We start from the raw sequence: 19,486 nt of genomic DNA on the forward strand, positions 1-19,486 counted from the left end.
TCTCCTCACAGCGGGCTGGGTCACGGGGTCTCGTCGGCGAACTCGGCCTCCAGCTCGTCGACGTCGTCCTGGTCGAGGTCGAGGAGCGGGAAGTCGGAGGCGGTGTGGCCGCCCGCCGCCGGGTCGGTGGTGTGGGCGGCGAGTCCGCCGAGCAGCCGCAGCCAGTGGTGGCCGAGGCGGGTCGCGGCGGCGGTGTCGAGCGGACCGGCCGGGTGGGTGAGCATGAGGGAGAGTTCGGGTCCGGCGGCGCTGTCGCGGATCACGGCTCCGGCGCCGAGGACGTGTCGGACGGGCAGGTCGGGGGCGTTCGCCCCGCCGATCGCGCCGGGTCCGGCGGGCTGCCAGGGGGCGGGTTCGGGGGCGGGCGCCGGGAAGCGGCCGAGGTAGTTGAAGGTGATCTGCGGGGCGGGCAGCGCGGCCAGCACGGCGGCCGTGTCGGGGTTCAGGTGGCGCAGCAGTCCGTAGCCGAGTCCGTCGGGTCCGGGCAGGGTCCGCGTCTGGTCCTTGACGGCCTTCAGAAGGGCTCCGGCGGCCGGTGTGCCGTCGGCGGCACCGGCCAGGTCGACCCCGGCGAGATCGAGCCGGACCGGGTGGACCTCGGTGAACCAGCCGACCGTGCGGGACAGTTCGGCCCCGTTCGGCGCGGTCCGCCCATGCCCTTCGACATCCACCAGTACGTCATGGTCCGCGCCGTTCATACGGTTCGTACCGGTGCGCCACTCTACGACGGCGGCGGCGAGGGTGGCGAGGAGCACCTCGTGGACACCGCAGTGGAAGACCCCGGGGGTGCGTTCCACGAGCACCCGGGCCTGGGGCGCGGGCAGGGTCCAGGTGTGCCGTTCGGCGGTCGCGGCGGTGTCGCGGGCCGGGTCGAGGGTGCGGCTGCCGATCAGCGGGTCGCCGTCGCCCAGCACGCCTCGCCAGCCGTCGAGTTCGGCGACCCGGTCCGGGTGCAGCGCGGCCCGCTCCAGCAGGGCGGCCCAGCGGCGGTAGGAGGTGGCGACGGGGTCGAGGGCGGGCGGGCGGCCCTCGGCGGCGGCCTCGCAGGCGGCCCGCAGATCGGGCAGCAGGACCCGCCAGGACACCCCGTCGACCACGAGGTGGTGGGCCACGAACACCAGCCGTCCCACCTGTCCGGGTCCGGCGTCGACCCAGATCAGCCGGACCATCGCCCCGGCCGCCGGATCGAGCCGCCCGGCCGCCGCGCGGGCGGCGCGGATGGCGGCCGGGTCCACTTCGGCGGGGTCGGTGACGCGCAGCACGGAGATCAGGTCGGCCGGGTCCGGTGCGCCCCGCTCCCCGACCTCCAGCCGGTGCCCCTCCGTCACCCGGGCGCGCAACATGCCGTGGGTGTCGAGCAGGGCGCCGAGCCCGGCCGTGAGGGTCTCCAGACCCAGCTCGGGCGGGGCGCCGACCACCGTCCACTGGGCGAACCCGGGTCCGGTGGCGGCCGGTCCGGCGGCGGTGACGGCCGGGGTCGGCGGGACCGGCCCGGTGTCGCCGTCGCGGTCGTCCGCGCTGGCCGACTCCAGCCGGGCGACGGCGGCGATGGCGGCGGGGGTCTCGTGCTCGAACACGTCCTGCGCGCTGAAGACCACGCCCCGGCGGGTGCCGCGGGCGGCGAGCTGCATCGACATGATGGAGTCGCCGCCCAGCTCGAAGAAGCTGTCCTCGACGCCCACCGCGTCCCGCCCGAGGATCTCGGCGAACAGCGCGCACAGCACGGTCTCGGCGGGGGTGCGGGGCTCCCGGCCCGCGGCGGAGGCGAACTCGGGGGCGGGCAGCGCCCGGTGGTCGACCTTGCCGTTGACGGTGAGCGGCAGCGCGTCGAGCACCACCAGCGCGGCCGGGACCATGTAGTCGGGCAGGGTGGCCGCGAGCCGCTCCCGCAGGGCGTCGGGACCGGGTGCCCCGGGGCCGGGCACCACATAGCCCACGAGCCGTTTCTCGCCGGGCCGGTCCTCACGGGCGATCACCACGGCCTGGGCGACACCGGGCAGGGCGGCGAGCGCGCCCTCCACCTCGCCGGGTTCGACCCGGAAGCCGCGGATCTTCACCTGGGCGTCGGCCCGGCCGACGAAGACCAGCTCCACGGCGGTGGTCCAGCGCACCAGGTCCCCGGTGCGGTACATCCGCTCCCCCGCCCCGAACGGCGAGGCCACGAACCGCTCCGCCGACAGCCCGGCCCGCCCCAGATAGCCCCGCGCGAGCCCGGACCCGGCGATGTACAGCTCCCCGGTCACACCGGGCGGCACCGGCTGGAGGAACGGGTCGAGGACGTACACCCGGCGGTCGTTCAGCGGCCGGCCCAGCGGCAGCACCGCGCCCTGCTGCTCCCCGGGTTCGAACAGATGCCAGGTGGCGCACAGGGACACCTCGGTGGGCCCGTAAAGGTGGCGGACCCGGACCTCGGGGCAGGCCGCCCGGACCCGCTCGACGGACGCGAGGGGCACGACATCACCGCCGGTCAGCACCTCCCGGACGCCCCGGAAGCAGTCGGGCGCCTCCTCGGCGAGGACCCGGAACAGCCCGGCGGTGAGATGGACATGGGTGACCCCGGCGGCGATGTGCGCGCGGACCGAGGCGGCGTCCAGGGCGACTCCGGGCTCCGCGACGACCACCCGGGCGCCGCTCGCCAGCGGCACCCACACCTCGAACAGGGAGATGTCGAACGCGTGCGGCGCGTGGAACAGCACCGCGTCACCGGGTCCCACGCCCCAGCCGCTCTCCCCCACCAGCGCCGCCGCTCCGCGGTGCGGCACGGCGACCCCCTTCGGCGTGCCCGTCGACCCGGAGGTGTACATCACGTACGCGAGGTCGTCCCCGTCCGGCTCCAGGACGGGCGGCGCCGCAGCCCCGACGTCCTCCACCGACTCCAGGGTCACGGCGGGCGCGGAGTCCCGCAGCACGAACGCGACCCGCTCGGGCGGATACGCGCTGTCGACCGGCACATACGCGGCGCCCGCCTTCCACACCCCGAGCAGGGCGGCGACCAGCCCGGCGGAACGTTCCAGCCGCACGGCGACCCGGTCACCGGGCCGCACACCCCGGCCGTGCAGACGGGCGGCCACCCGGTCGGAGGCGGCGTCCAGCGCGGCGTACGACAGCTCCCGCCCGGCCTCGGACACGGCGACCGCGTCGGGGTCCGCCGCCACCCGGGCGCGGAACAGGTCCAGGGGCGAGTCGGCGGGCGGGTCCTCCCCGGCGGTGGCGTTCCAGCCGTCCACCACGAGCCCGCGCTCCAGTTGTCCGACGAGCCCGATCCGGCCGACGGGTGTCAGCGGGTCGGCGACGAGTTGTTCCAGCACCCAGACGAGCCGGCCCAGCAGGTCGCGGGCCACGTCGGGGTCGAACGCGTCGGGCCGGTAGGTGATGTGGACCCGTGTCGGACGGCCCGGCATGACCCCGAGGGTGAGCGCGTAGTGGGTGGCCTGGTGGCCCTCGACATGGGTGAAGGCGAGGGCGCCGGGCGCGTCGGGACGGTCGGGCGGCAGCGGGTAGTTCTCGAACATCAGCATGGTGTCGAAGACCGCGCCGGGCCCACCCGCCCGCTGGATCTCGGGAAGGCTGAGGTGCTGGTGGTCCAGGAGCGCGGACTGCCGCTCCTGGAGTTCGGTCAGGGTGCGCAGCACGGGCCGGTCGGCGTCCAGCCGGACCCGGACCGGGACGCTGTTGATGAACAGCCCCACCATCGACTCCACGCCCGGCAGATCGGCGGGGCGGCCGGAGACGGTGGCGCCGAACACCACGTCGGTACGGCCGGTGAGCCGGGCCAGGAGCATCGCCCAGGCGCCCTGGAGCACGGTGTTGACGGTGAGGCCGTGGCGGCGGGCGAGCCCGGCGAGGGCGTCGGTGAGGTCCTCGGCGAGGGTCAGGGCATGCTTGGCGGGCAGCACCGGCGCGCGGTCGGGGTCGGCGGGGGCGACCAGGGTGGGGCCGTCGCCGTCGCCGAGTTCGGCGCGCCAGGCGGCGCGGGCGGCGTCCTGGTCCTGCCGGGCGAGCCAGCCGAGATGGTCGCGGAAGGAGGGCGCCGGGGGCAGCACGGCGGGGTCGCCGTCCGCCGCGTAGAGGGCGGCGAGTTCGGTGAGCAGCACCGGCATCGACCAGCCGTCCAGCAGGATGTGGTGGGACGTCAGCACGGTCCAGTGCCGGTCGGGGGCGTGCCGCACCAGCAGCAGCCGCAGCAGGGGCGCCTTGGTGAGGTCGAAGCGTTCGGCGCGCTCCTCGGCGGCCAGCCGCCGCACCTCGGCGAGCGCCTCCTCCTCGGTCGTCCCGTCGGCCGACAGGTCGACCTCGCGCCAGCGCAGCGCGACCTCCCGGGGGATGAGCTGCACGGTGGCGCCGGACGCGCGGCGGTGGAAGCTGGCCCGCAGCGCGGGATGCCGGGCCAGCAGGGTCCGCCAGGCCGCCCGCAGCCGCCCGGCGTCGACGGGGCCGTGCAGCGCGTCGGTGCGCTGGAGGGTGTAGAGATCGGGGCCGGGGCCGGGTCCATGGCTGGGGCCCTGGCCGTCGTACTGGGCGTGGAACAGCAGCCCTTCCTGCAACGGGGAGAGCGGCCATGCCTCGGCGAGTGCCGAGCCGTGGACCGGGGTTGTGGACGTCACCGGAAGAGCCCTCCTTCGAGGTCCGCTGCGATCGCTTCGAACTGCTCGACCTCGTCCTGGTCCAGGTCCAGCAGGGGGAAGTCGGACGGGGTGTGGCCGCCGACGGCGGGATGGTCGGAGTGGACGGCGAGACCGCGCAGCAGCGCCAGCCAGATCCGGCCGAGGGTGTCCACGGCCGGATCGCCCAGTACGCGCTGCGGGCGGCCGAGGGTCAGGGTCAGCTGGGGGCCGTGCCGGGTGTCACGGATGACGGCACCGGCCTCCAGGGCGTGCGGGACGGGCATACGCGGGTCGTCCGAGCTGTACAGGGCGCGCGGTCCGGCCGGTTCCCAGGGGATCGCCGGGTCGGCGGCGCCGGGGCGGGTGGGGGCGGCGAACCGGCCCAGGTAGTTGAAGCCGATCTGCGGGACGGGCAGCGCGGCGAGGACGGGCGCGGTGTCCGGGTTGAGGTGGCGCAGCAGGCCGTGGCCGAGTCCGTCGCCGCCGGGCACGGCCCGGATCTGCTCCTTGACGGTCTTCAGCAGCCGTCCGGCCGCCGCCTCGCCGTCCATCGCCCCGAACAGGTCGATCCGGGAGAGGTCGAGACGGACCGGGTGGGCGCTGGTGAACCAGCCGACGGTCCGGGACAGGTCGGCGCCGTCCGGCGCGGCCCGCCCGTGGGACTCGACAGTGATGAGGACGGGCGCGTAGGGGTCCTGGCGCCAGTGGGCGACGGCCCCGGCGAGGGTGGCGAGCAGGATCTCGTGCGGCCCGCAGTGGAACAGCGCCGCGGTGCGTCCGACGAGGGTGGCGGTGTCGTTGTTGCGCAGGGTCCAGGAGTCCTGGCGGACCGTTCCGGCGGTGTCCGCCTCGGGGTCGAGGGGCAGCACGCCGGGCAGCGGCGCGGCGTCACGCAGCAGTGCGGCCCAGGCGGGGAGTTCGGCGGTCCGGTGCTGGGCCCGCGCCTCGGCGGCCAGCCGCCGGGTCCAGTGCCGGTAGGAGGTGGCGACGGGGTCGAGCCGCGGGGTGCGCCCCTCGGCCGCCGCCTCGTACGCGGCCCGCAGATCGGGCACGAGGACCCGCCAGGAGACGCCGTCCACGGCGAGGTGGTGGACGGCGAGGACGAGCCTGCCGGACCGGTCGGGCCCGGCGTCCAGCCAGACGGCCCGCAGCATCCGCCCGGCCGCCGGGTCGAGGCCCCGGACCGCCTCGCGCGCCGCGTCCTCGGCGGCGTCGGCGAGTACGGCGGGCGGGGCGGGCGGCGCGGGGGCGTCGATCCGCGCCAGCAGCGCGGCCGGGTCCGTGCCGCCGGGCGCGTCGACGGTCATGCGGTGGGCGGCGAGTCCGTCGCCGCCGTCGTGCTCGACCCGGGAGCGCAGCACCGCGTGGGTGTCGACCAGGGCGGCGAGGGCGGCGGTCAGGGCGTCGGCGCGCAGTCCCGGCGGGGTGGCGAGGACGGTCCACTGGGCGAAGGCGGGGCCGGTGACGCGGGGGCCGAGGAAGTGCGCGGCGGGCGTCCAGGGCACCTCGCCGGTCTCCGCGCCGGCCCCGGCCGCCGGGTCGTCCGCCGTGCTGGACCGGGCGACCAGGGCGAGCCGTTCGGGGGTCTTCTCGTCGAAGATCTGCCGGGGCGTGACCACCAGTCCGGCCTGCCGGGCGCGGGTGACCAGTTGCAGCGAGGTGATGGAGTCGCCGCCGAGCGCGAAGAAGCTGTCGTCGGCGCCGACCCGGTCGAGCCCGAACATCGCGGCGATGGCCGCGCAGAACACCGACTCGGCCGCCGTCCGGGGTTCCCGGCCGAGCGCGACGGCGGTGAAGTCCGGCGCGGGCAGCGCCTCGCGGTCCAGTTTGCCGTTGGGCGTCAGCGGCAGCGCGGACAGCACGGTCACGGCCGCCGGGACCATGTGGTCGGGCAGGGTGCGCGCGGCATGGGCGCGGACCGCCACCGGGTCGGCGCCGCGGCCCGCGGCGGACACCGCGTAGCCGATCAGCCGGTCGTCGTGGACGGCGGCGACGGCCTGTTCGACGTCCGGGTGGTCGGCGAGCGCGGCCTCGACCTCGCCGAGTTCGATCCGGTGACCGCGCAGCTTGATCTGCTCGTCGGCCCGCCCGACGAACAGCAGTTCACCGCCGGGGGTACGGCGCACCAGGTCACCGGTGCGGTACATGCGCCCGCCGGGCGTACGGGGGTCGGCGACGAACCGGTGCGCGGTCAGCCCCGGCCGGGCGAGGTACCCGCGGGCCAGGCCGGTCCCGGTGACGTACAGCTCGCCGGTCACCCCGGGGCGCACCGGCCGCAGGAAGCCGTCCAGGACCCGCAGTCCGGCGCCGTCGACCGGCCCGCCGATGGTCAGCGGCCCGGACCCGGTGAGCGGGGCGGTGACGGTGGAGACGACGGTCGCCTCGGTGACGCCGTACTCGTTGTGCAGCGCGCAGCGCCCGGCCCAGCGGCGCCGGGTCTCCGCCGGGAGCGCGTCCCCGCCGGACACCAGCACCCGCAGCGCCGGAAGCGGCCGGTCGGGCAGATGCGTGAGCTGGACGGCGGGCATCACGGCGTGCGTGATCCGCTGCCCGGCGAGCAGTTCGCCGAGCGCGTCGCCGGTGGTGTGTCCGCCGGGCGGGGCCAGCACCAGCCGCCCGCCCGCACACAGGGTCGGCCAGATGTCCCCCATCGACACGTCGAAGCTGGGCGAGACGAGCTGGACGAGCCGGGTGTCCACGCCGATGCGGTAGCGCCGGACGCGGTCGTCGATCAGACCGGCGAGGCCCCGGAAGGTGACGGCGGCGCCCTTGGGGGTGCCGGTGGAGCCGGAGGTGTAGATGACGTAGGCGGTGTGGTCGGGATCGGGGCCGGGGTCGGGGTCGGGGGCAGGGTCGAGGTCGGGGTCCGCGAGGCGCCGTGCGGCTGCCGCCGGGGGCGGGGCGGAGTCCAGGCCCGGCACGGGAGCGGCCGGGGGCCGGGCGGAGTCCAGGTCCCGCGCGGGAGCCGCCTGGGGCGGGGCGGAGTCCAGGTCCCGCGCGGGAGCCGCCTGGGGCGGGGCGGTGTCCAGGTCCCGCACAGGAGCCGCCTGGGGCCGGGCGGAGTCCAGGTCCCGCGCGGGAGCGGTGTCCAGGTCCAGCACCGGACCGGTGAACCCGGGGGGCACCAGCGCGCGGGTCTCCCGGGTGCAGAGCACGGCCTGCGGGGCGGCGTCGGCGAGGACGAACGCGATCCGGTCGGCGGGGTGTTCCGGGTCGACGGGCAGATACGCGCCGCCCGCCAGCGCGATGCCGAGCAGTCCGGTGATCAGCTCCACCGACCGGGGGGCGAGGACGGCGACCCGCGCCTCCGGTCCGACGCCGTGCCCGGTGAGCCGGTGCGCGAGATGCCGGGCGGCGTCGGCGAGCCCGCCGTAGGTCAGCTCACGGTCGCCCGCGACGAGGGCGACGGCGGCGGGCGTACGGGCCGCCTGCTCGGCGAAGCGCCGGGGCGGGAGGGGGCTGGGGGTCCCGGACGGCCGGGGGTCGGCTTCCGCGGGTACGTCGGTTTCCGCGCCGCCGGTCTCCGCTTCCGGCAGCGGTATGTCCAGGCGGCCCACCGGGGTCGACGGTTCCGTGGTGATCCGGTCCAGCACCTGGACGACGGCGTCCGCGATGCCCGCCGCCTCGGTGGCGGAGAACAGGGCGAGGCGGTGGGCGAGGCGCAGTGCGAGCCGGTCGGTGAGGACCACACCGAGGGTGAGCGGGTAGTGGGTGCCCTCGACCGTGGCGAGGTGCTCCATGCGCGGGGCACCGGGGGGCGCCTCGTCGCCGGTCGCGCGCGGATAGTTCTCGAAGACCAGCACCGAGTCGAAGGCGGACCGCGAGCCGGTCAGCTTCTGGAGTTCGGCGAGGCCCAGATGGTGGGCGCCGATCAGCGCGGACTGCCGGGACTGGAGGCCGGTGAGCAGGTCCAGCGCCGACCGCTCGCCGTCCAGCGGCACCCGGACCGGCACGGTGTTCATGAACACCCCGACCATGCCCTCCACACCGGGCAGTTCGGTGGGCCGGGCGGCGACGGGCGCGCCGAACACCACGTCGCCGCGGCCGGTCAGCCGGGCGAGGACCAGCGCCCAGGCGCCCTGCACCAGCGTGTTGACGGTGAGTCCGGCGCCGCGCGCGAAGGCGACCAGCCGGGCGGTGGTGTCCTCGGACAGGGTCCGGGTGAGCCGTCCGGCGGCGGCCGAGTCCTTGCCCCGTTCCAGCGGGTCCACGAGGGTCGGCTCGTCCACCCCGGCCAGCTCCGCCCGCCACACGGTCCGGGCGGCCTCCTTGTCCTGCCGGGCGAGCCAGGCCAGTTGGTCGCGGAAGGAGGGCGCGGGCGCGAGGGCGCCGGGGTCGCCGCCGGACGCGTACAGCGCGGCGGCCTCCTTCAGGACGACGGACATGGACCAGCCGTCGAAGAGGATGTGGTGGGTGACCACGATCAGCCGGTGCACCTCGGCGGAGAGCCGGACCAGGACCAGACGCAGCAGCGGCGGCCGGGCCGGGTCGAAGCGGGTGGCCTGCTCCCGCTCGGCGGTCGCCGCGAGCCGCGCCGCGGTCTCGGCCGGGTCGAGCCCGGTGAGATCGACCTCGCGCCAGGGAATCCGTACGGAGTGTTCGACGGCCTGGACCAGGCGGCCGGTGGTGAGCCGGTGGAAACCGGCGCGCAGGGTGGGGTGCCGGGCGGCCACGCCCTGCCAGGCCGTGCGCAGCCGGTCCGCGTCGAGCGGCCCGCGCAGCTCCAGCACCCACTGGCCCTCGTAGACATCGGGTCCGCCCTCGTCGTAGGCGGCGTGGAAGAGGAGCCCCTCCTGGAGCGGGGTCAGCGGCCAGACCTCCGCCAGGTCGGGTACGGCCGCGGCGAGTTCGGCGGTCTCGTCCGGGGTGAGGTCGAGCAGCGGGGTGTCCTCGCGGGGCGTGGCGGGGTCCCCGGCCGCCCCCTCCAGCGTGGCTACGGCGGCGATGGCGGCCGGGGTCTCGTGCTCGAACACGTCCTGGGCGCCGAAGACCACGCCCTTGCGGGTGCCGCGCGCGGCGAGCTGCATCGACATGATGGAGTCGCCGCCCAGTTCGAAGAAGCTGTCGTCCACGCCGACCCGGTCCAGGCCGAGGACATCGGCGAACAGGGCGCAGAGCAGCCGCTCGGCCGGGGTACGCGGCTCGCGGCTCTCACTCGCGGTGAACTCGGGGGCGGGCAGCGCACGGTGGTCGACCTTGCCGTTGACGGTGAGCGGCAGCGCGTCCAGCAGGACCAGCGCGGCCGGGACCAGGTAGTCGGGCAGCGTGGCGGCGAGCCGCTCGCGCAGGGCGTCCGGCTCGGGGCGCTCCCCGGCCGAGACGTCCGGGACGACATAGCCGACGAGCCGCTTGTCGCCGGGCCGGTCCTCGCGGGCCACCACGACCGCCTGGGCGACCCCGGGCAGGGCGGCGAGCGCGGTCTCGGCCTCGCCGGGTTCGACCCGGAAGCCACGGATCTTGACCTGGGCGTCGACCCGCCCGGCGAACACCAGTTCACCACCGGGGGTACGGCGGGCCAGGTCCCCGGTGCGGTACATCCGGGCGCCGGGCGTGTACGGGTCGGCGACGAACCGCTCGGTGGTCAGGGCGGCCCGGCCCAGATAGCCGCGCGCCAGCCCGGCACCGGAGAGATACAGCTCCCCGGTCCCGCCGGGCGCCACCGGGCGCAGGGCGGCGTCCAGGAGATGGACACGCCGGTCGGCGAGGGGACGGCCGAGCGGCAGCAGCGAGCCGGTGGCGGCGCCGGGCTCGATGGTGTGCCAGGTGGCGCACAGGGTGGACTCGGTGGGCCCGTAGAGATGGCGGACCCGTACGCCGGGGCACGCCTCGCGCACCCGCCGGACCGCTTCCGGCGGCACGACGTCCCCGCCGGTCAGCACCTCGCGGGCACCGGTGAAGCAGTCGGGCGCCTCGTCCGCCAGCACCCGGAACAGCCCGGCGGTGATGTGCACATGGGTGACCCCGGCCGCGAGATGACGGCGTACGGCCGCCGCGTCGACCGGCGCCGCCGGGTCGGCCACGACGATCCGCGCGCCGCTCGCCAGCGGCACCCACACCTCGAACAGGGAGATGTCGAACGCGTGCGGCGCGTGGAACAGCACGGCGTCGCCGGGGCCGACGGCCCAGCCCGGGTCCCCGGCCAGCGCGGCGGCGCTCCCGTGCGGCACGGCCACGCCCTTGGGGGTCCCGGTCGAGCCGGAGGTGTACATGACGTAGGCGAGGTCGTCGGCGGTGGTGTCGGCGCCGTGGGCGCCCTGGACGCCCGGGGTGTCGAGGACGCCCGGGGTGCCGAGGACGCCCGGGGTGCCGAGGACGCCCGGGGTGCCGAGGACGTCCAGGGTGTCCAGGGTGACCGTCGGGGCGGCGTCCCGGAGCACGTACGCCACCCGCTCGGCGGGGTACGCGCCGTCCACCGGGACGTACGCGGCGCCCGCCTTCCACACCCCGAGCAGGGCGGCGATCAGCCCGGCGGAACGTTCCAGCCGCACCGCCACCCGGTCACCGCGCCGCACGCCCTGTCCCCGCAGCTGACCGGCCACCCGGTCGGAGGCGGCGTCCAGTGCGGCGTACGACACCTCCCGCGCACCGGCGGTCACCGCCACCGCGTCCGGCGCGGCCGTGAGCCGTGCGCGGAACAACTCCAGCACCGAGCCCGGCGCTGCCACCGACGTGCCGTTCATGTCTCCCCCTTCGCGGGCGACCGCTTCTCGGGTACCGGGATTGCTGACGCGCTGATCGATCGGGGACGGGGCTGGATGGGGGCATGGGGGGATGAGGCGAGGTGGGTGCGCCGGTGGGGGGCGGCGAGGGGAGGCAGGTGGGGCGGAGTACGGGGCGGGGTACGGGGCGGGGCGCCGGTCAGGGGGTGTCGTCGCCGTCGGCGCCGCGCCGGCGTGGGCCGCGGACCTTGCCGCCGCCGGGGGTACCGCCGTTGGGGCCGGGCGGGGAGCCGCCTCGGCGGCGGAGTCCGCCGCCCATGCCGCCGTCGGGTCCGGGGCCCATCCCACCGGGCATCCCACCGGGCATCCCGCCGCCGCCGCGGGTGCGGATGGCCGGCATGGGCCGCTCCTGGGGGTCCGGTCCGCGGTGGCCGTTGGCGTGCGGGCCGTCGGCCTGGGGGCCCGGCTGGGGGTCGGCGGACCTGCTGAACTGAGTGGTGTAGAGCTGGGTGTAGAGGCCCCCGGCGGCGAGGAGTTCGTCGTGGGTGCCGCGCTCCCGGACCCGGCCGTCGTCGATGACGAGGATCTGGTCCGCCTCGCGGACGGTGGAGAGCCGGTGGGCGATCACCAGGGAGGTGCGGTCGCGCAGGGCGGTCTTCAGGGCGCGCTGCACGGCGGCCTCGGCCTCGGAGTCCAGATGGGCGGTGGCCTCGTCGAGCACGACGACCGCGGGTGCCTTCAGCAGCAGCCGGGCGACCGCGAGGCGCTGCTTCTCACCGCCGGAGAGCCTGAAGCCCCGGTCGCCGACGACGGTGTCGAGTCCGTCGGGCAGCGACTCGATCAGCTCCCAGATCCGGGCCTGTTCGCAGGCTTCGGTGATCTCCTGCTCGGTGGCGTCGGGGCGGGCGTAGGCGAGGTTGGCGCGGATGGTGTCGTGGAAGAGGTAGGCGTCCTGGGCGACCACGCCGACGGTGGCGCGCAGCGAGTCGAAGGTCAGGTCCCGGACGTCCGTGCCGTCGATCCGGACCGCGCCGCCGGACACGTCGTAGAGCCGGGACACCAGATGGGTCATGGTGGTCTTGCCGGCGCCCGAGGGGCCGACGAGAGCGGTGAGGGTGCCGGGGGCGACGCTGAAGTCCAGGTCGTGCAGGACCTGGGGGACGGGGCGGGCGCGTTCGTCACCGCCGGCCGGGTGGGTCTCCAGGGAGGCGATCGAGACCTCTTCGGGGCGGGGGTAGGCGAAGGAGACCGACTCGAAGCGGATCTCGGGCGCCGGGGAGGTGCTGGGGGCGGGGAGCGCCACGGCGTCGGGGCGTTCCTCGATGAGGGGCTTGATGTCGAGGAGTTCGAAGATCCGGTCGAAGCTGACCAGCACGGTGAGGGCGTTGGCCTGCATGCTGGAGAGCTGGGTGATCGGGCCGAAGAGGCGGCCCAGCAGGGTGGCCAGGGCGACCAGGGTGCCCAGACCGATGGTGCCGTTCAGCACCAGCCCGCCGCCCACGCCGTAGACCAGCGCGGTGGTGAGCGCGGTGAGCAGGGCCATGAGGATGAACGCCAGTCGGCTGAAGACGCTCAGCCGTACGCCGACTTCCCGCACCCGTGCCGCCTCGCCCTCGTAGCGGCCCAGTTCCTCGGCGGGACGGCCGAAGAGTTTCGCGAGCATGGCGCCCTGCACATTGAAACGCTCGTGAATGGTGCCGCTGAGGTTGGCGTGCAATTCCATCTGCTTCCTGGAATACACCTGGAGCCTGCGGCCTATGTAGAGCCAGGGCAGGAAGAACACCGGGAGCAGCACGAGCGCGATCAGGCTGACGAGCCAGGAGAGATAGAACATCTCGGCGAGCACGAGAACGACGGTGAGCGCGCCGGTCGCGGACATCAGCAGGGTGGTGAGCGCCTGTTGGGCCATCACCACATCGGTGCTGAGGCGGCTGGAGAGGGCGCCGGTCTGGGTGCGGGTGAAGAAGGCGAGCGGCATCCGCTGCACATGGCGGAACACCTTGACCCGCAGGTCGTAGCTGACGCCCTGGCCGATCCGTCCGGACAGATAGCTCTGGGCGAGCTGGGTCAGCGAGCCGACGAGCGCGAGCGCGGCGACCAGGAGGGCGAAGACCAGGACGACCTGGGAATCGTCCTTCAAGATCCCGCTGTCGACGATCTCTTTCAGCAGCAAAGGAGTCGCGACGATGATGAGGGAATCGACGAGCGTCACGAGAATGAGCGCGATCACGGTCGCGCGATGCGGTGTGACAAAGGCGAGGACCCGCCGCGATGTTCCCGGCCTGATCTTGGACGGCTCCGAATCGTCGCCGCCCTTCATCATCACCCCGCCGGGGGTCTGAGTGATCAGCATGTCGAAGGGAACCTCCTGCGGTAGGGATTCGGGAATACGGCGGCCATGAATGGGCGGAGCGACTTCTCGGGCCATTCGGTCTCGCGTGATCCGGGAGCCGACGATACCTGTCTGAATTCCGGCCAACTACGCCTGTGGAGTGCGGTTCCGGGCAACCCGGACAGGGGGGTTGGAGAGGGGGCCGGAGGGGGTTCGGGGAGGGTTCGGAGAGGGTCCAGGGGAACGGTCTTTATACGTGGGCATGACAAATATGGAGAGTCGTCGCCTGGCACTCCGGAGACGGGACATAGGGGCGGGACCCATGGATGGGACATAGGGGCGGGACATGGGGGCGCGGCATACGGGCGGGACATAGGGGCGCGGCATAGGGGCGGGACATGGGGGCGGGACATAGGAGCGCGGCATGGAGAGGCGCGGAGGGGCTGCGGAGGAGCCGCGGAGGGGTTGGTGAGCGGCGGAGCAGGGGGCGCGGTTCACGGTCGTGCGGCCGTATGTCCGTCGTCCGGGTCCGGCAGCGGGCTGGGTGTGCCGCCGCCGGGCCGGGACGGCTCGGCGTGCCCCTGGCCGGGTACGCGCCCGATCGCCGGGTACGCGCCCCAGGGCGGTCCGCCCCGGGGCGCGGGGGCGTCCAACCGGCCGGATCGGCCAGTTGGACAAGGGCGTGAGGGCGCGAGGGCGCGGTCTCACATGGTGGGGATGGCCCGGGGGTCGGGCCGGGTGGCCGTCGCGTCGGGACCGGCCGACGGGTGCGTCCGGGCCCCTGCGGGGTGCCCGGAGTGCGCCGGACGGACGACCGGCCCGCCGTGCGCCGCGGGCGCCTGCTGCGGCACCGGCGCGGACCCGGGTCCGTCGTGGCCCTGCCCGGTGTTCTGCTCCACCCGGGCGGCGACCTCCTCCCAGATGTGCGCGCACTCCCGGGCCAGATGGGCGACCGTCCCGCTCCAGTAGGGCGGCACGGTGTCGATGATGCCCTCCCACTCGTCCGGCGGGAGCATGTGCACACTGAGCAGCCGCAGCAGTTGCCGGCCGGTCTCGTTGAGCCGCAGCGCCGGGTCCGCCTTGAGCCGGTTGACCGCCGAGAGGCCCTCCGCGAAGGCGGACACCGCGGCCGGGTCGTGCCGGGGCTGCTCACCGTACCCCGTCTGCGGTACGACCTTCAGGATCTCCTCGCGCGGCCGGGCGCGGACACCCCGCGGGCGGGGCGGCAGCAGGGGTTCCTCACCGCGGCTCAGCCGGTTGCGCACGTCCCGCGCGGTCTCCGGGGAGATTCCGGCGGCCCGTGCGATCTGGCGCAGCGACAGATCCGGGTTCTCGCTGATGAGCTGGCCCGCGCGGCGCCGTCCCTCGGCGATGTCGACCGGCCGTACCCGCCCGTCCCGGCCGATGCGGGGGATGTTCTCCCCGGCGGTGCCGGTCTGGGTGGTGCGGCGCAGATCGGCGACCGTGCCGGGCGCGATGCCCGTCACCGAGGCGATCTTCCGGTCGGACCACTGCGGGTGTGTGGCGATGATCCGCGCGGCGGCCCGTTTGCGGTCCGGCAGGGACAGCGGCAGCCCGTGCCGCACATTGGACTCCACGGCCAGGACGAAGGCGTCCGCCTCCGTGCCGTCGTAGAACGTCACCGCGATGCTGCTGTGGCCGCGCAGTTGGGCGGCGCGCAGCCGGTGCAGTCCGTCGATCACTCGCATCGAGGCACGATGCACGATGATGGGCGGCAGTGGAACATCCAATTCCGCGAGTGTCGCCACATGGTCCGGGTCTTCGCCCGCGTTTCTCGGTGAACCTTCCGCCGATAAAGATCGAATATCGACATCGATGATCCTGTCATCCGTACTCCCCCGTCGCACCCACATCTCCGTTCGCTCGGTTCAACGCCTTCCTCGTGCGTCACACCGTCCGCGACGCATGCCGCTGCACACCGATTCCGTTGTCGCGCGTCGATCCCGCGCCATGTCGGTGTGGTCGATTTCCTGGATCACTTCGGTTCGTAGACCTGTGGAGTCCGCTCACTGCGAGAAGCCGAACCGGGGGCGCACTCGCAATTTCGAACGAGGCTCCAGGCGAACAAGAGTCCTTTTTCCCTGACACTTCACTCTAACAGCCAACACACAGTCCAGACGGGCACCTCATGGCATCCAGCATTTGAGACGATCCGTCAATTCACCCCGAACAGCGGGCCGACCTCGGCACGGACGCCGGAACAAGCCATTCTCCCGCGGATTTACGCCCCTATTCATCGCCTGCTCAACCACCGCCCGACCGCTCGGTCGGGGTGCGGGGCAACTACGCGGGATAGGCAGCATTAAGCGACGGCTGAAGCAGCCGCCGACGCGACGGCCCACGGCAATGGCCGGGGCGGCGAAGGGAATTCCCCGCCCTTCCGCCGCGACCTCGGAGCGGCCCGGCCGAAATCACCGGCCGGCCAAAGCCGATTGCCGGTGCGGTAAGTGCGCGTGGCACGCTCCACCACCGGCGCCCGATGCTCTCACCGCCGGGGTTTCAGTGGCGTAACAGCGCCCTCTCCCGGGCCGTCGCGGCGGGGCACGCGCACATCGGGTTGCGGCGAGATGACGGCCGGTGTTCCGGCGCGGTAACCCCTGTCGCGCTGTACTGGACGTCGGATCGCGAAGACCCGCCCCCCACACCGACCATGGAGGCTCCATGCGCACCGCACCCGGTCTCTGCGCCACATGTGGCGTCGAGTTCGTTCCCTCCCCCCGCCGCCGGGGCCGCCCCGACTCCCGTTTCTGCACCCCCGACTGCCGGGTGCTGTGGGAGCGCGCGAACGCGGCCCGCGGGGTGGACACGGCACCCGAGGGCGCGGGCGGTACGGGCGAGGGGCCCGGCTCCGCGGTGGCCGGGACGGCGTCCGGGCTCGGGGCTGTGACGGGCGCCGGAGCCGGTGCCGGTGCTGGTGCTGGCGCCGGTGTCGGTGTCGGTGCTGGCGCCAGTGTCGGAGCAGGCGCGGGGGCCGTGGCGGGCCCCGGGGCCATGGCGGACGTGGGGGCCGCGCCGGAGCTGCCGCCGCTGGGCACCGAGCACTCCTGCCCGCACTGCGGCCACCAGCTCACCATCGTCAACTTCGTGCTGCCGAGCCTGGACGCCACCGGGGACACGGCCGCCGTCGCAGAGGCCGTCGAGGTACCGGGGCAGCGCGCCCCGCAACGCCCGGCCGGCTGATCCACGGCACACCGCCGGAGGTCCCCCGCGCGCACCGGCCCCGCCCCCACGACGGGGCCGGTGCGCACCCCGGCGGACGAGCGCCGGGCGCGCGCGGGCGGCTCACATGGCGGCGGCGATGACAGGAACGCCCCGGCCGGGGGTACGTAGCTGTGCATGACCCCTGCGCGCCCCGTCCCCCTGGTGCCCACCGCCACCTACCGCCTCCAGTTGCAGCCCGCCTTCCCGTTCGACGCCGCCGCGCGGGCGGTGCCCTACCTGGCCTCGCTCGGCGTGTCGCACCTGCATCTGTCACCCGTGCTGGAGGCGGTACCGGGGTCGTCGCACGGCTATGACGTCGTGGACCCCGCTCTCGTACGAGCGGAACTCGGCGGCGAGGACGGTCTGCGCGCGCTGGCCCGCACCGCGCGGGAGCACGGCCTCGGCCTGGTGGCCGATGTGGTGCCGAACCACATGGCGATGGCGCCGCGCCACAACCACGCCCTGTGGGAGGTGCTGCGCGAGGGCCCGCAGTCGCCGTACGCGCGCTGGTTCGACATCGACTGGGAGGCGGGCGGCGGGCAGGTGCTGCTGCCGGTGCTGGGCGGCCCGCTGGGCACGGAGGCGGCACGGCTGGTGGTGGACGGGGACGTCCTGCGCTACCACGAGCACGCCTTCCCGCTGCGCGAGGGCACGGCCGGGCTGCCGCTGCCGCAGTTGCTGGACGCCCAGTGGTACCGCCCCGTGTGGTGGCGGCTGGCCCGGACCGAGCTGAACTACCGGCGGTTCTTCAGCGTGTCGGAGCTGATCGGGGTGCGGGTCGAGGACCCCGAGGTGTTCGAGGCGACCCACGCGAAGATCCTCGGCCTGCTGCACGAGGGCGTGCTCGACGGACTGCGCGTCGACCATCCGGACGGGCTCGCCGACCCGGACGGCTATCTGCGGCGGCTGCACGAGGCGACCGGCGGGCGCTGGACGGTGGTGGAGAAGATCCTCGCCGACGGGGAGCGGCTGCCCGCCGCGTGGCCCGTCGCGGGCACCACCGGCTACGACGCGCTGCGCCAGGTCGACGGCCTGTTCACCGATCCGGCGGGCGCCGGGGAACTCCTCGGCCGCTACCGCCGGTTCGCGGCCCCGCAGCCGGACCGGGGCGGGGTCTGGGAGGCGACGGTGCGGCGGGCCGCGTACCGGGTGCTGGGGCACGAGCTGGTGGCCGAGACGGACCGGCTGACCCGGACGGCGAGCCGGGTGTGCGAGCGGGCGCCCGAGACGGCGCTGCGCGACCGCGCCCCCTGGGCCCTGCACACGGCCCTGCGCGAACTCCTGGTCCGGCTGGGGGTCTACCGGCCCTACGCCTCGACCGACGCGACCCAGGTGCTGACCGAGGCGGCGGCGCGGGAGGCGAAGACGGCGTACCTGGTCCCGGAGGAGTCCGGCGCCGTGGACGCCGTACGGGATCTGCTGCTGGGGCGGTACGGGGACGTGCCCGGCGCCGGGGAGCTGCGGGCGCGGTTCGCGCAGACGGCGTCGGCGCTGCGGGCCAAGTCGGTGGAGGACACGGCGTTCTACCGCTATGTGCCGCTGCTCTCGGCGAACGAGGTGGGCGGCGATCCGGGGGCGCCGGGCGTGTCGCCGGAGGACTTCCATACGTACTGCGCCCGGATGCAGCGGGACTGGCCGGCCACCGGGACGGTGGTGTCCACGCACGACACCAAGCGCAGCGCGGACGTCCGGGCGGCGCTGGCGGTGCTCACCGAGTGCCCGGGGCGGTGGGCGGACGTGCTGGCCGAGGTGACCCCCCGCGCGGGTGACGGCGTGCCGGACGCCCAGTTGGCCTGGGCGGCGTGGCAGACGGTGTTCGGGCTGGGCCCGGCCGCGCCGGAACGGGTCCTGGAGGCGCTGCTGAAGCACGCGCGCGAGGCGGGTCTCTACACGAGCTGGACCGAACGGGAGGCGCCCTACGAGGAGACGGTGGCGGCGTTCGTCGCGGCGGGTCCCTGCGGGGCGCCGGGCGAGCGGGTGGCGGCGCTGCGGGCGTCCCTGGAGCCGCATATCCGGGCCAATGTGCTGGGCACGGCGCTGGTCCACCTCACCATGCCGGGCGTGCCGGACGTCTACCAGGGCTCGGAGGGCGAGTACCGGGCGCTGGTGGACCCGGACAACCGGGGCGTCGCCGCGTTCCCGCCGCCGGAGCCGGGCGTCAAGGACGAGGTGACGGCGGCGGCCCTGCGGCTGCGCGCGCGCCACCCGGAGGCGTTCGGCGAGAGCGCCTCGTACGCCCCCTTGGCAGCCGAGGGCCCGGCCGCCGCCCATTGCCTGGCCTTCGCCCGCTCCGGCCGCGCCGTCACGGCCGTCACCCGGCTGTCCCTGCGGCTGGCCGAGACGGGCGGCTGGCGCGGGACCCGGCTCCCCCTGCCGCCGGGCCACTGGACCGACACCCGGGACCCGTCCCGCGTGTTCACCGGCACAGCTCCCCTGACGACCCTCTTCGACCCACTCCCGGTGGCACTGCTGGAACGGGTGGACGACGGGGGGTGAGGGACGAGCACGGGGGCGGTGGCCGGGCGGCGCAGGTCGGAGAGCGCCCCGCGCGATACGGCCACCGGAACACCTCGGACCGCTCCCGTATGCCACGGCTCCGGGTCCCGGCCGGGTCACCCGGCCTCCCTCCGGGGCCGCCCGGAAACGGCCCCACGCCGCTCTGGTCCTCA

General features: G+C 75.1%; 6 protein-coding genes. 2 read left to right on the forward strand and 4 right to left on the reverse strand.

Going from position 1 to position 19,486, the window contains the following annotated elements; all coding sequences use genetic code 11:
- Window positions 1–20 precede the first annotated feature (20 nt).
- The 4 genes from AB0D49_RS00655 to AB0D49_RS00670 all read right to left on the reverse strand — a co-directional run bounded on the left by AB0D49_RS00655 (window position 21) and on the right by AB0D49_RS00670 (window position 15,304).
- Window positions 21–4,604, reverse strand: coding sequence for an amino acid adenylation domain-containing protein (locus tag AB0D49_RS00655; protein ID WP_362748415.1), 4,584 nt, complete (start codon window positions 4,602–4,604; stop codon window positions 21–23).
- On the reverse strand, window positions 4,601–11,284 hold the full coding sequence (locus AB0D49_RS00660; protein ID WP_362748418.1) for an amino acid adenylation domain-containing protein: 6,684 nt from the start codon (window positions 11,282–11,284) through the stop codon (window positions 4,601–4,603). The genes AB0D49_RS00655 and AB0D49_RS00660 overlap by 4 nt, the downstream gene beginning before the upstream one ends.
- A gap of 178 nt (window positions 11,285–11,462) precedes the next feature.
- Complete coding sequence (locus tag AB0D49_RS00665; RefSeq protein WP_362748420.1) at window positions 11,463–13,616, reverse strand: ABC transporter ATP-binding protein; 2,154 nt, start codon at window positions 13,614–13,616, stop codon at window positions 11,463–11,465.
- Window positions 13,617–14,299: 683 nt separating this feature from the next.
- Complete coding sequence (locus tag AB0D49_RS00670) at window positions 14,300–15,304, reverse strand: streptomycin biosynthesis protein (protein ID WP_362748423.1); 1,005 nt, start codon at window positions 15,302–15,304, stop codon at window positions 14,300–14,302.
- Between the two features lie 973 nt (window positions 15,305–16,277).
- Here AB0D49_RS00670 and AB0D49_RS00675 point away from each other — a divergent pair.
- Window positions 16,278–16,796 carry a hypothetical protein gene (locus AB0D49_RS00675; RefSeq protein WP_362748426.1) on the forward strand — a complete coding sequence of 173 codons (519 nt, stop codon included), beginning with the start codon at window positions 16,278–16,280 and terminating at the stop codon, window positions 16,794–16,796.
- A gap of 156 nt (window positions 16,797–16,952) precedes the next feature.
- Complete coding sequence (treY, locus tag AB0D49_RS00680) at window positions 16,953–19,313, forward strand: malto-oligosyltrehalose synthase (protein WP_362748429.1); 2,361 nt, start codon at window positions 16,953–16,955, stop codon at window positions 19,311–19,313.
- Window positions 19,314–19,486 lie beyond the last annotated feature (173 nt).

This window comes from Streptomyces sp. NPDC048290 (genome assembly GCF_040652095.1).
GTDB lineage: Bacteria > Actinomycetota > Actinomycetes > Streptomycetales > Streptomycetaceae > Streptomyces.

Coding starts and splice junctions, on each gene's coding strand:
- AB0D49_RS00660 (WP_362748418.1), bottom strand. CDS start 11,284: ATGAACGGCACGTCGGTGGCAGCGCCGGGCTCGGTGCTGGAGTTGTTC.
- AB0D49_RS00665 (WP_362748420.1), bottom strand. CDS start 13,616: ATGCTGATCACTCAGACCCCCGGCGGGGTGATGATGAAGGGCGGCGAC.
- AB0D49_RS00670 (WP_362748423.1), bottom strand. CDS start 15,304: ATGCGAGTGATCGACGGACTGCACCGGCTGCGCGCCGCCCAACTGCGC.
- AB0D49_RS00675 (WP_362748426.1), top strand. CDS start 16,278: ATGCGCACCGCACCCGGTCTCTGCGCCACATGTGGCGTCGAGTTCGTT.
- treY (WP_362748429.1), top strand. CDS start 16,953: ATGACCCCTGCGCGCCCCGTCCCCCTGGTGCCCACCGCCACCTACCGC.